A 13,603-nucleotide genomic window follows, 5' to 3' on the forward strand; every position below is an offset into this window, starting at 1 on the left:
ACAACAGATAAAGATGAAAAAAACAGGTATCCTGCTGATGGGTATGCTTGCTATACTCCTGATGTCGTTTCATACTGTGGATGAGGAGGAGCTGCGGAGTTTGTACTGGCAGGCCGCAAACAGCCGGGAGGCTGCAGATCAGCTCATGAAGGCATTGTCGGCAGTGGATGACCAGTCGGAACCACTCCTGGTTTGTTATAAGGGCGCAGCAGAAATGCTGCAGGCGAAATATGTATTGAACCCCTTCAGTAAGCTGAGCCGCTTTCAGAAAGGGAAAGCATTGATAGAAAGTGCCATAAAACGGGATCCTGAGCACTTTGAAATGCGCTTCCTGAGGTTCTCCATCCAATGCAATTTACCCTCATTTCTGGGCTATAATGATTGGATAGAAACCGATAAGAGGATGCTGATCGACAGGCTAGGCGGCCTGGGAGATACAGCGTTCAAACAAGATGTAATCAAATACCTGTCCGGCTCAAAGTATTGTACAAAAGAAGAATTGAAGATCATAGGAAAATGACAGAGCACGTAATTTTAGTAGATGCAGATGATGTAGAGGTGGGTACCATGCCAAAGATGGAAGCCCACCTGGAAGGGAGACTCCACCGTGCCTTTTCAGTATTTATTTTTAACTCAGGAGGAGAGCTGCTGTTGCAGCGGCGGGCTCTGGAAAAATACCATTCCGGTGGTAAATGGACCAATACCTGCTGCAGTCACCCCAGGGAAGGGGAGGACACCTTGCTGGCAGCACAACGTAGACTGATGGAAGAGATGGGCATGATTGCCGATTTAAACCATGAGTTCAGCTTTCTTTACAAAGCGGAACTGAGCAATGGCCTGACAGAACATGAGTATGACCATGTGTTTTTTGGCATCAGTGATCAGGTGCCGGATCCGGATCCCGAAGAGGTAGCAGATTTCCGTTACCTCCGGCTGGAGGTACTGCAGGAGGAGCTGAATGTACATCCTGAGCAGTACACGGAATGGCTGAAAATCTGCTTCGATCGTGTATTGAATAGTTATTCCAAAATATTTTAAGCTTATGAACGTCTGGTTTGTTAATTTTTTAATCGTACTCGCTACCTTTATCGCGATGGAAGGAGTCGCCTGGCTGGCCCACAAATACATCATGCACGGTCTCCTCTGGAGCTTGCATAAAGACCACCATAAAAAAGAAGGTGAAGGTTTCCTGGAGCATAATGATTTCTTTTTTATCATTTTTGCCATTCCGGGAATCTTATCTCTTTTTCTGGGATCATTTTATGGTTATTCGTACTTGTTGTGGGTGGGGGTAGGCATCACCATTTATGGACTGGCGTACTTCTTTGTTCATGACATCTTTATCCATCAGCGTTTTAAGATCTTCAGAAATGCCGATCACTGGTATTTCAAGGCGATTAGAAGAGGTCATAAAATGCACCACAAACATACCGGAAAGGAAGATGGCGAATGTTTCGGCATGCTCTGGGTACCCTTCAAATATTTCCTTGAAACCCGTAAAAAAGATAAATTGAAAAATGCGTGATTGTCGATGTCTTTCAAATACTATACTTTTATAGCATAAAAAGACATAGCCCTCATGGATCTTCTTTCATTTTATGATACTCCCTTTGAACTGAAGCTCAGTTTCGAGCCCATTGTGACCTATCTGCGGGCAAGAATGGAAAATTCTGCCAATGAAGATGTGGAGGCCACGAGGAGGTTATTAACAGAATGTGAGCGGCATCCTGAACTCATGGAGGGGATCAGCGACCGCAGGGAGCTGACCAGACATGAAGGACTGATCAAAAGAATGCTTGCTGATTATTTTCCTGAAGTGCTGACCTACAATGAAATCAAAGCCGTCACCATTCCTTTTACGGATATATTTTTTAATTACACCGAGCGGCTGAAAGCCATTGTCGAAGCTGCAGGTACCGACTTCACCCTGACCATCCGTGATTTTGACCGCGACCAGTTCTACATCATGAACTGCTGCATGATCCTTAACGAATTTTATGGTACACAGCTGGATTTCTCTAAACCACTATTTTACGATATTCCGACGGGTAATGGGATAATTAAACACTACAGGATGCTCTATAATGGAGATTTTATGGAAATCCTGCCCACTGACCAGTCTGTTCCTCTTACTCAGGAGGATATCGACTTGCTGCTGAACAATTACGATGATCTGACTTTATGGAAAGAAAAGTTTCCTGAAAACAGCTGGCAGCTAAAAGGCTTTGTTATCATGACCTTATACGATGCTACTGTAGAAAGTGCAGCATCCATTTTGAAAGAACGTTTGCTCGGCCTTAATGTATCCGGTTTTCAGGATACCATTCAGTCTGTCTTCCGTTCCATATTCCGCATCCCGGATATCAGGATTGGTGTGACCGTGTTTGATTCAGAACGCCGTATGTTGGTGCGCGAACTATTTGGGCACCAGATGCAAAGCTTCCTGCTCCCCGGAGAGGAGGAGCGTTTGCCTGAGGAGGTGTTGTGTGGCGAGGCCACTTCAAACCTTCTGGAGGAAAGTAAATATTTCTCTGTGTCAGACGTCGCTGAATTTAAGCGTACCGGTAATGCCGGACCTTTGGCCGACAGGCTACTCGCAAATGGCATTCATAGTTTTATCCTTGCACCAGTAGTAAAAAATAAACATTTGTATGGGATACTTGAGGTGGTTTCCCTGCGTGCCAAAGAGCTCAATAGCATCAATGCGCACAAGCTGGAGGTGGTGATGCCATTCCTCACGGAATCTGTAGAAAGGCTTAGGGCTGAGTTACAGAATCAGGTACAGGCTGTGATCCAGGATAAGTTTACAGCAATACATGAAAGTGTTTATTGGAAATTCCGGGAAGAGGCGCGTCAATTGATCCTGCATCAGCAAATTGGAAAAGACTATAAACTTAAGGAAATTGTCTTCCCGGATGTCTATCCTTTATACGGACAGGTGGACATCAAGGGCTCGTCGGAAGCCAGAAATGCGAGTGTCAAACATGACCTGACGGTACAGATTGATATGCTGGTTCCGCTTCTGCAACAGATCGCCGGGACCGATGTGCCGGACGTTCGGATGGAATTGCAGCAGCTGAACTTGTTTAAGGATGTTCTGGAGTTACCGATGCGCGCAAGCACGGAACAGCAGATGACCAGCTATTTTGCAGAACACCTTCATCCTTTGCTGGAGGAGCTGGCATCGCCGGAGTTGAGGGAAATGACCGAAGCTTATTTCCTCGAGACAGATCGTCTGAAGGGACGATTCCATGAATTCCGCAGGAAGTACGAACTGACCATCTCCATGGTCAATGATAAAATGGCCGAGGTCATTGATGGCCGGCAGCGCGAGGTACAGGCCTTATATCCACACTATTATGAGCGTTTTAAAACAGATGGCATTGAGCATAATGTATATATGGGGCAGTCCATCGCGCCAACGATACCCTTCAGCATCTCCAAACTAAGGGAGCTACGCCTCTGGCAGCTCCTGATTTTATGTGAGATGGAACGGGCACACCATGACCTCAAGCCACTGCTCCCATATCCGCTGGATGTTACGACCCTCGTATTGGTACACTACTCTACAATCGACATCCGGTTCAGAATGGATGAAAAGAGATTTGATGTGGATGGAAGCTATAATGCCAGGTTTGAGATTGTCAAAAAGAGAATTGACAAAGCCAACATCAAGGATAGCGACGAGCGCATCACTGCTGCGGGGAAAATTACCATTGTATATTCCAATGAAGAAGAGGAGGCGGAGTACCTGGGGTATATTGAAGAACTACAGTCGCGCAGGCTTGTCGCTTCCTGGGTAGAAAAGATCGAATTGGAAGACTTGCAGGGGGTATCCGGACTTAAAGCCCTGAGGATTGCACTCCTCCACGGGCAATCTTAGACCCACAGGGATTTGAAATTGAGGTGCATGGTGGTGAACAGGTCTCTGGAGACTGCTGCATTTTTGATGCTGCGTTCTACGCCATTCTCAAACCTGTAGCTTGCCAGGCCGGTATTCCAGTAATGGTCCAGCTCCATGTCGATAGAAAACTTGTCTTGATTTTTACTGTAACCAATGATCTTGACCATGATGCGTCCGCTGGCCGCGATCACACGGTACAACCCCGTTAGCTTGTAGCTGATGTTCAGCTCCCTGCAGATTTCATGAGCCGTCAGTTGTGCCGTCCCGGTAATCGAACAGTCCTGGTGCCTGCAAAGCGCCAGGGTAAGTAGCGGCTGGAAAAGATCAGATCCAATGATCTTGAAGTTCAGTTCAGTGGGGACGGTGAGGCTGTTGTTTGTTGGCATGAGCTTGGTGATTTTGGTTTATGCTAAGTAACAGCTTTTCAGCCGTTTGCTTTACGGTATAAACACCCAAATCAAGAAACAGGTAGAAATACCTATATCGTTCCCCATGCGGTGATGAGCAGCTGCCTGCTTCCGCCGTAGTTACGGTGTTCGCAAAGGTAGATGCCCTGCCAGGTGCCAAACGCGAGGTGTCCGTTTCGGATCGGGATCATCACCGAGTTGCCCAGCAGAGCTGCCTTCAGGTGCGCCGGCATGTCATCCGAGCCCTCGTCATTATGCACATAGTCTGCATCGTTTTCAGGAACGTATTTGTTGAAGAACATTTCAAAATCTTTCCTCACCGTAGGGTCTGCATTTTCATTGACGGTCAGCGATGCAGAGGTATGCTGTATGAATACATGACACATCCCTGTTTGGAACTCCCGTAATTCCGGCATTGCGCGTTCAACTTCATCGGTAATCAAATGAAAACCTCTTTTTCTTTCTCTTAAGGATAGACCTTGCTGGTACATTTTCATTGTTTTCTTTTTTAATTATCAGCTTCCTGTTCTTCAATTGTTGTGTTTTAGCGGGCTATACCAAAACTGAACAGATGATCTAAAGCCAACCATTGATTTCTGGTAAATATCGCATATTGTCGCAAAACCGACATAAATGGGTAAATAAAAAACAAACCTTTCTGCGCCTTGTTTTGCAATTACATCTATTGAAATTAAAGCGAATTAAACATCAGCTAATTGAATGACTATGAAAAACGAGAAAAATATTGCTCTGCTTAAAGAAAAAGTCGAAGAAGTGAGAATCTGTATGCTGACCACCCTGTCTGCAAAAGATGAGTTTTCCAGCAGGCCCATGGCCACTGCGAAAGTTGAGGAAGATGGTAGCATCTGGTTTTTTACCAATGAATACTCCCTGAAATCTAAAGAGATATCAAAAGAAAATCAGGTCACCCTCGGATACAGCAGCCCCTCAGCGAATACCTATATCTATGTAAACGGCACTGCAGAGCTGGTAGACGACCAGGCAAGAAAGGAAGCGTATTTCTCCCCGGCGGTTAAAGCATGGTTCCCGGAAGGACTGGCAGACCCCCGACTGATCCTTATTAAAGTCAGCCCCGAAACGGCAGAGTACTGGGACAGCAGCTCCTCAAAAATGGTTGTGCTGTTCAATATGCTCAAAGCAATGGTTATAGGAACCCAATATGATGAAGGTGAACACGATAAACTAAACTTTTAAGCGTGTCATCCTAATCATTCGTATGCAGAACAATTTAAAGATATACCCTGGCCACCCCTATCCACTGGGGGCCACCTGGAATGGGAGTGGAGTGAACTTTGCCATTTATGCCGACAATGCAACTGGTGTGGAGCTGTGTCTTTTCACCTCTGAAAAGGATGAAGCGGAAACCCGGAAAATCCATATTGAAGAACGTACGCACCAGATATGGCATGTCTACCTGCCCGATCTCCGTCCGGGACAACTCTATGGTTATCGGGTACATGGCCCCTTCGAACCTGCAGAAGGACATCGCTACAATCCCAATAAGCTGCTGATCGATCCTTATGCTAAAGCGATTTCAGGTGTCATCAAATGGCATGATGCCTTATTTGGTTATGAGATGGGTTCGGCAGAGGAGGACCTCAGCTACAGCGATCTGGACAGCGCTCCCTTTATTCCCAAATCCATCGTCATCGACTCGGCGTACGACTGGGAACAGGATAAACCGCCAAAGACGAACTACCATCAGTCGATCATTTATGAAACGCATGTAAAGGGGTTTACGAAGCAACATCCAGGCCTGCCTGAAGAAATCCGTGGTACTTATGCTGGGATTGCCCATCCTGTTACCATTGAGTACCTGAAGGAGCTGGGCATTACCGCCGTAGAACTTATGCCGGTACATCAGTTCATCAATGATGGCCACCTGATTGATAAGGGGCTGAACAATTACTGGGGATACAATACCATCGGTTATTTTGCGCCAGACTCCCGATATTCGGCCAGTGGCGCCAGGGGTAGTCAGGTATCCGAATTTAAAGATATGGTCAAAGCCCTTCACAAGGCCGGAATAGAAGTGATCCTGGATGTGGTTTATAACCATACGGCAGAAGGAAATCATATGGGACCGACCTTGTCTTTCAAGGGGGTCGACAATGCCTCTTACTACAGGCTAACGGACGACAAGCGTTATTATATGGACTATACCGGTACTGGAAACACCCTCAATGCCAACCTGCCAAATGTGCTCCGTCTGATGATGGACAGCCTACGCTACTGGATCATAGAAATGCACGTCGATGGTTTCAGATTCGACCTTGCATCTACGCTGGCACGGGAGCTGCACGAAGTAAACCGCCTGAGTGCCTTCTTTGACATCATCCACCAGGATCCTGTAATTTCGCAGGTAAAGCTCATTGCTGAACCCTGGGACATCGGCGAGGGTGGCTACCAGGTGGGTAAGTTTCCTCCCGGATGGGCCGAGTGGAACGGTAAGTTCCGCGACTGCATCCGTGACTACTGGCGTGGTGCGGAGAGTATGCTTGGGGAGTTTGCACTCCGTTTTACGGGAAGTCCCGACTTGTACCAGGACGACTACCGCAGGCCCACCGCCAGCATCAACTTCATCACCGCTCATGATGGCTTTACGCTCCAGGACCTGGTCTCCTATAATGAAAAACACAATGAGGCTAATGAAGAAGATAACCAGGACGGAGAAGACCACAACCGGTCATGGAACTGCGGTGCCGAGGGGGATACCAAAGATACGCTCATCCTGGAGCTGCGGCGGCGGCAGAAACGCAATCTGCTGACCACCCTGTTTTTGTCGCAGGGCGTCCCCATGCTGGTTGCGGGTGATGAGCTGGGCAGGACCCAAAAGGGAAACAATAATGCCTACTGTCAGGACAATGAGGTGTCCTGGTTAAACTGGGAGTCTAAGGATCAGGAGCTGCTGGACTTCACGAAAAAACTCATTCACCTCAGAAAGAAACATCCGGGCTTACGCCGCAGGCGCTGGTTTCAGGGGCAGCCCATCAAGGGGATCGGGGTGGAAGACATCGCCTGGTTCCTGCCTGACGGGGCAGAGATGGAAGACCACAATTGGAATGAGGATTTCGCCCGATCTCTGGGGATTTTCCTTCATGGGAATGGCATCAGGAGCAAAGGACCGAAAGGGGAGAAAATTATTGACGACAGCTTCTACATCATTTTTAATGCCTACCACGGGCCGCTGGACTTTAAACTTCCACCGGATAAATATGGCCTGGAATGGATAGAAATCCTGAATACCAGTCAGGAGCGCATTCCCGAAACACATGAGGCCCAGGTGTATCCCGCCGGGGCCACCGTTGAGGTGCAGGGACGCACAAGCATCCTTTTGAAACATTCGATCCTGAACAGATGAGTACTATAGATCTTTCAAAACGCCGTATTGGCGTCAACTTTAGCGAACAGCAGGCGGAAGTGCTGGTCTGGGCACCGCAGGCCTCCGGGCTCAGCCTCCTGATTGCGCAAGATCCGGACCAACCGCTTCCATTGACACAGCAGGAGCATGGCTACTGGTACTTGGAGACGGATCAGCTTAAACCTGGTGACGCTTATCAGCTGCTCATCCATCAGCAGCAAGGAGAACGCTTAAAAAGGCCGGATCCTGCCTCGCTGAGCCAACACGAGGGGGTGCATGGCGCCTCTACGGCCTACGACCTGAGCGCTTTTCAATGGACGGATGCTACCTGGAAAGGTATTCCCCTGGAAGCGTACATTCTGTATGAACTGCATGTAGGTACTTTCTCTGCGGCAGGCGATTTCGCCGGCCTGGAGCATCAGCTGGACCATCTGGTCAGCCTTGGCATTACGGCCATCGAGCTGATGCCTGTGGCTCAGTTTCCCGGCAACAGGAACTGGGGATATGATGGTGTTTATCCTTTTGCCGTTCAATCCAGTTATGGTGGCCCGCAAGGACTGCAGCACCTGGTCGGCTGCTGTCATGCAAAAGGACTTGCCGTGGTACTGGATGTGGTCTACAACCATATGGGGCCGGAGGGTAACTATTTCGATGATTTTGGTCCTTACTTCACGGAAAAATACCATACACCATGGGGCAATGCCATCAATTTTGACGACGAATGGTCGGATGGTGTCCGCCATTATTTCATTGAAAATGTGCTGATGTGGTTCCGTGATTTTCATATTGATGCGCTGCGGATGGATGCTGTTCATGCCATCAAGGACTTTGGGTCATTGCACATCCTCGAAGAAATAAAAAGTTATACCCGCAAGCTGAGTGTTAAAACCGGCCGTCAGCACTACCTTATCGTTGAATCTGATCTGAACGATCCTAAATATATTGACCCTGAGCATCATTATGGCTATGGCATGGATGCCCAATGGATCGACGAATTTCACCATGCTTTGCGGGTGACTGCTGGTCAGGAGCCTACAGGGTATTATAGCGACTTCAATGGTCTGGCACACCTGGAAAAGTCTTTTCATGATGCCTATGTTTACGATGGCATCTATTCGCCACACAGAAAGAAAACCTTTGGCAGGCCGGCGACAGAAAACCCCGGCAAACAGTTTGTTGTGTTCTCACAGAATCACGATCAGGTGGGCAACCGGATGCTGGGGGAGCGTAGTGCAAATCTCCTGGACTTCAGTATGCTGAAGGTACTTGCCGGCGCTGTGCTCTGCAGTCCCTATCTGCCGATGCTGTTCATGGGGGAGGAATGGGCGGAAAGTAATCCCTTTCTTTATTTTGTCAGCCATGGCGACGAAAGCCTCGTAACCGCAGTCAGAGAGGGCCGGAAAGCAGAATTTGCCAGCTTTCATGCCTCTGGTGCTGCACCGGACCCTCAATCCGAAGAGACCTTTATGCGCTCAAAATTGCAATGGGAGCTTCTGAAAAAAGGTGATCATGCCTGCTTATTCTCTTTCTACCAATCTCTGATTGCCATCAGGAAAAAAAGCGCAGCCATCTATGAGCTCAACAGGAAACACCTGAAGACAGAAACTGTTCCTGATGCACGCTGCCTGATGCTACACCGCTGGCATGAGGAACAACACATCCTGTGTTTTCTGAACTTCTCTGATGATGAGCAGCAGATGCGCATGCCTTCAGAAAAACCCTACTGGAAAAAGCTGATGGACTCTAATGCCCCTGAATGGGGTGGTAACAAGGCATCACCACAATCACTTGAAGCCGGCAATCTGTTGCAGGTACCAGCATCCTCTTTTTTACTATATACCAGCAAACATGTTTAAGCCACGGTCCACCTATCGTATACAATTTCATCAGGACTTCAACTTCGAAGACTTTGAGCGGATCATTCCATACCTGCAGGAGCTAGGTGTGGACACCATTTATGCCTCACCGATTTTTCAGGCCGTGCCGGGAAGCATGCACGGTTATGACATCACCAATGTGCAGCGCATCAATCCGGAGATCGGAACCGAGCGCCAGCTACTCTCTATCTCCAAGAAGCTTAAAGCTTCGGGCATCAACTGGGTTCAGGACATCGTGCCTAACCATATGGCTTTCCATCCTGCCAATGAATGGCTGATGGATGTGCTTGAACAGTGGGACCACAGCCCATACCGGAACTTTTTTGACATTCGTTTTCCAAATGGTCTTACCGACAGTCGGCTGATGGTGCCTTTTCTTGGAGAATCGCTGGAGAAAGCTGTTGAGAAAGGGCTGCTGAAAATCAGCCATAAAAACAGAAAGCCATACCTCAGTTATTACGACAGCTACTGGCCCCTAAATCAGGCTGGCATCACACTGCTGAACGCCGTGTCTGCGGATGTGAACCTTGATCCGCAACGCATACTGGACATCGCCCGCGTTCAGCATTACCGGCTTTGTGCCTGGCAGGAAACCGATCATCAGATTAATTTCCGCAGGTTCTTTACGGTCAATGGACTGATCTGCCTGAACATCCAGAATGATGAGGTCTTTGAGGCCTGCCACGCCTATATCTTCTCATTGATGAAGAAAGGCATTTTTCAAGGGCTGCGCATCGACCACATTGATGGCTTGTATGATCCCGGCGCCTACCTTTATAAACTGCGTCAGGCGGTGGGTGAGCATCCCTATATCGTTGTGGAGAAAATCCTGGAAAAAGAAGAAGAGCTGCCTGCCAACTGGCCGGTGCAGGGCACGACAGGATACGATTTCCTGGCCCTGCTGAACAACCTTTTTACCAATGTGGATGCAGAACGGCCGCTGACAAAAATGTATAAAAACGTTACCGGTAAAAGCCTGGAGGTAAACAGGGAGATCTTAAAAAAGAAGAGATTCATCCTCGATACCCACATGCAGGGCGAGCTGGATAACCTCTGCCGTTTGTTTATGGAGCTCGATCTCTACCAACCAGAAGAACTGGATGATGATAGAAGTGAGTTGATCCGCAAGGCAATTGCTGCCTTCCTGATCTACTGCCCGGTATACCGGTTTTATGACTACGGCTTTCCGCTGAAAGGGGAAGAGCTGAAGGCCCTGCAGCTGATGCTGGAGGAGCTGGCGAAAGAGGAATCCCTGCGGCCTGCGGGCAACTTGCTGAAAAAGATATTCCTGGAAGATCCAATACATGGAAGTGCCGACAAGCGCAAAAACCTTGCGCTTTTTTACCAGCGCTGTATGCAGTTCAGTGGTCCACTGATGGCCAAAGGGGTGGAAGATACCCTGATGTATACCTACAACCGTTTTGCGGGACACAATGAAGTGGGCGATGCTCAGGATCTTTTTGGGATCACCACTGGAGTCTTTCATGAAAAAATGATCAAGCGTCAGCGCTTTTGGCCGCTGTCGATGAACGGAACGGCTACACATGACACCAAAAGAGGAGAGGACATCCGTGCGCGGTTAAATGTGCTTACCGACCTGCCCGACGAATGGAGAACCCTGGTGCAGTCGCTTGAAAAAACAGTACACACCCTAAAACCTGATGCCAACGACAGCTACCTGATCTACCAGACGATACTGGGCGCACTGCCCATGCCAGGACAGCAAGACGGGGATCTTGAAGAACGGTTGAAACAGTATCTGGAGAAAGCACTGCGCGAAGCAAAATCCCATACCGACTGGTCGGAGCCTGCGCAAGATTATGAGCAAATTGCCAAAGACTTCGCCACAACCTTGCTGGAAAATACTGCCGATGCGCTGGACGTCATTAAGGTCTTCCTTGATGAGATTGCTGATTTCGGTATCGTCAATTCCCTGGTACAGTTGCTGCTTAAGTTCACATGCCCCGGCATTCCTGATGTTTACCAGGGAAATGAGCTATGGGACCTCAGCCTGGTAGACCCCGACAACAGAAGGCCGGTCGACTATCAATTGAGGGAGCGGCTGTTGATCGGCGAGCAGGACTTTGCCGCTGTATGGGAAGAGCGTGGCTCCGGTCAGGTGAAACTGTGGCTTACGCAAAAGCTCATGATCTTGAGGAAAACAAACGAACAGCTGTTTGCAGAAGGTGTTTACATTCCCCTGAAAGTCCGTGGCCGTTATCACAAACAACTGCTGGCCTTTGCCAGGCGGCACCAGAACTCCTGGCTGGTGGCGGCCGTTCCCATCGGCCTCGCTGCCATCTGCAGGTCGAAAAATACAAAACTGAAAGACTTCGACTGGAAGGATACCCACCTGATCCTTCCCGATGAGCTTTGTGAAAACTGTGCTGATGTATTCACAGGGCTGGTTTTTGATCATCGGAAATCCAATGGCAGCCTGCTGGTGTCCGACCTGTTCGCAAATGCGCCCCTGGCGGTGTTAACGGCTGAAGTACAGGTAAAGAAGCGTGGTGCAGGCATCCTCATGCCGCTTTCTTCGCTGCCCTCTGCCTACGGCATCGGCGACATGGGGCCTCAGGCTTTTGCCTTTGCCGACTTCCTTGCTGCAACTCATCAGAAATACTGGCAGCTGCTCCCGCTAAACCCAACCGGAAAAGCAGAAATGTATTCGCCCTATAGTGCCTATTCTGCGATGGCTGGCTTTAACCTCATGATCAGCCCGGAATGCCTGCAACATTATGGTTTGCTCGACGACGAAATACTTCAGGCGCAGCAGCAAGCTCAAAAGAGCAAAATCAATTACAAGAAGGCGGTCGCCACACACGCCCTGTTGCTGGACGAGGCCTACCAGAATTTTAACAGCATGCCAGCGGGTAGGTTGCAGCTGCAGTTCCATAGCTTTCAGGAGAAAGAAGGACATTGGCTGAATGACTTTTCCTATTATACCGTCCTCAAAGCGGTACATGATGACCTGCCCTGGTATCAATGGCCGGATGCCTACAAATACAGGGACAAAAAGGTACTCACAGAATTTATTCACATACATACCGCGGCAATTCACCGGGTGAAATGGGAGCAGTTCATCTTTTTTGAACAATGGCACCAGCTGAAAGGTTATGCCAACAGTAAGGGAATAAAACTGATCGGTGATCTTCCCTTTTATGTCGGTTATGACTCCGCAGATGTATGGGCAAATCCGAAGCTCTTTGCGCTCGATAAGGAGATGAACATTACCGGTGTCGCGGGCGTTCCTCCCGATTACTTCAACGTCGAGGGGCAGCTCTGGGGGATGCCTGTTTTCAACTGGAAAGCCCTGAAACGGACGGGTTATCAATGGTGGATCTTGAGGATCGGCAAAAACCTGGAGCTGTTTGACCTGGTACGTCTGGATCATTTCAGGGCCTTTGCTGCCTATTGGAATGTGCCTGCCGGCGAAAGGAACGCCATTACAGGGAGTTGGGAACCCGGGCCGGGCGCAGACTTCTTTGCGGTCATTGCTGAAACCTTTGAGCGCCTGCCATTCATTGCGGAAGATCTGGGCGAGATCGACGACCGGGTGTATGCACTCAGGGACGAGTTTAAGTTGCCTGGAATGAAGGTGCTGCAGTTTGCTTTTGGCGATGACATGCCTTCTTCCCCGCATATACCTCCGAACTATGCCTCGGATAATTGTGTGGTGTACACAGGCACGCACGACAACAATACCATTCAGGGCTGGTACGGCAAGGATATCACTGATGTGGAAAGGAAAAATCTGGACTTGTATATCGGCCGTAACCCATCACTGGGCAGCGTCCATGAGGTGCTGATCCGGATCGCCTATACCACAGTGGCTGCAACGGCGATCATTCCCATGCAGGATCTGCTGGGTCTCGATGAAAAAGCCCGCATCAATGATCCCGGAGTGCCTGAAGGAAACTGGGGCTGGCGGATGAAACCAGGAATGCTGACAAAAGAACGAAGGAATTTGCTCCGGTTGCTCACGAGGATTTACGGAAGGGATTAAATCATCCGGTACATTTGGGATGGCCTT

10 protein-coding genes are annotated in these 13,603 nt (G+C 48.9%); 8 read left to right on the top strand and 2 right to left on the bottom strand.

Annotated elements, in window-relative coordinates:
- Positions 1-13: 13 nt before the first annotated feature.
- The 4 genes from PBAL39_RS11625 to PBAL39_RS11640 are packed head-to-tail and all read left to right on the top strand — an operon-like array spanning position 14 to position 3,883.
- Positions 14-520, top strand: coding sequence for a hypothetical protein (locus PBAL39_RS11625; protein ID WP_008241587.1), 507 nt, complete (start codon positions 14-16; stop codon positions 518-520).
- A complete protein-coding gene (gene idi, locus PBAL39_RS11630; RefSeq protein ID WP_008241588.1) occupies positions 517-1,038 on the top strand; it encodes an isopentenyl-diphosphate Delta-isomerase in 522 nt (173 codons plus the stop codon). Before PBAL39_RS11625 ends, idi begins: the two co-directional genes overlap by 4 nt.
- A 4-nt stretch (positions 1,039-1,042) precedes the next feature.
- Positions 1,043-1,525 (top strand): sterol desaturase family protein, encoded by a 483-nt coding sequence (locus tag PBAL39_RS11635; protein WP_008241589.1) that lies wholly within the window; start codon positions 1,043-1,045, stop codon positions 1,523-1,525.
- Between the two features lie 54 nt (positions 1,526-1,579).
- Positions 1,580-3,883, top strand: coding sequence for a GAF domain-containing protein (locus PBAL39_RS11640; RefSeq protein WP_008241590.1), 2,304 nt, complete (start codon positions 1,580-1,582; stop codon positions 3,881-3,883).
- On the opposite strand, the gene PBAL39_RS11645 is transcribed toward PBAL39_RS11640, so the two are convergent.
- Together PBAL39_RS11645 and PBAL39_RS11650 are read right to left on the bottom strand one after the other, a co-directional pair.
- The gene (locus PBAL39_RS11645; protein WP_008241591.1) at positions 3,880-4,290 is read right to left on the bottom strand and encodes a DUF1842 domain-containing protein; all 411 of its coding nucleotides are present in this window, start codon (positions 4,288-4,290) and stop codon (positions 3,880-3,882) included. The two genes, PBAL39_RS11640 and PBAL39_RS11645, sit on opposite strands and share 4 nt — an antisense overlap.
- Positions 4,291-4,382: 92 nt before the next feature.
- Positions 4,383-4,802, bottom strand: coding sequence for a secondary thiamine-phosphate synthase enzyme YjbQ (locus tag PBAL39_RS11650; protein WP_369750731.1), 420 nt, complete (start codon positions 4,800-4,802; stop codon positions 4,383-4,385).
- 235 nt (positions 4,803-5,037) lie between these two features.
- Here PBAL39_RS11650 and PBAL39_RS11655 point away from each other — a divergent pair, with 235 nt between their 5' ends.
- Genes PBAL39_RS11655 through treY form a run of 4 tightly spaced genes read left to right on the top strand, consistent with a single transcriptional unit; the run spans position 5,038 to position 13,576 of the window.
- Complete coding sequence (locus PBAL39_RS11655; protein WP_008241593.1) at positions 5,038-5,526, top strand: pyridoxamine 5'-phosphate oxidase family protein; 489 nt, start codon at positions 5,038-5,040, stop codon at positions 5,524-5,526.
- Between the two features lie 22 nt (positions 5,527-5,548).
- Positions 5,549-7,693: a glycogen debranching protein GlgX gene (gene glgX, locus PBAL39_RS11660; protein ID WP_008241595.1), complete on the top strand. Its 2,145-nt coding sequence runs from the start codon at positions 5,549-5,551 to the stop codon at positions 7,691-7,693.
- Positions 7,690-9,549, top strand: coding sequence for a malto-oligosyltrehalose trehalohydrolase (gene treZ / locus PBAL39_RS11665; RefSeq protein WP_008241597.1), 1,860 nt, complete (start codon positions 7,690-7,692; stop codon positions 9,547-9,549). Before glgX ends, treZ begins: the two co-directional genes overlap by 4 nt.
- Positions 9,542-13,576 carry a malto-oligosyltrehalose synthase gene (gene treY, locus PBAL39_RS11670; RefSeq protein ID WP_008241599.1) on the top strand — a complete coding sequence of 1,345 codons (4,035 nt, stop codon included), beginning with the start codon at positions 9,542-9,544 and terminating at the stop codon, positions 13,574-13,576. Before treZ ends, treY begins: the two co-directional genes overlap by 8 nt.
- Positions 13,577-13,603: the final 27 nt, after the last annotated feature.

Origin of the sequence: Pedobacter sp. BAL39 (genome assembly GCF_000170795.1) — a bacterium.
Taxonomy (GTDB): domain Bacteria; phylum Bacteroidota; class Bacteroidia; order Sphingobacteriales; family Sphingobacteriaceae; genus Pedobacter.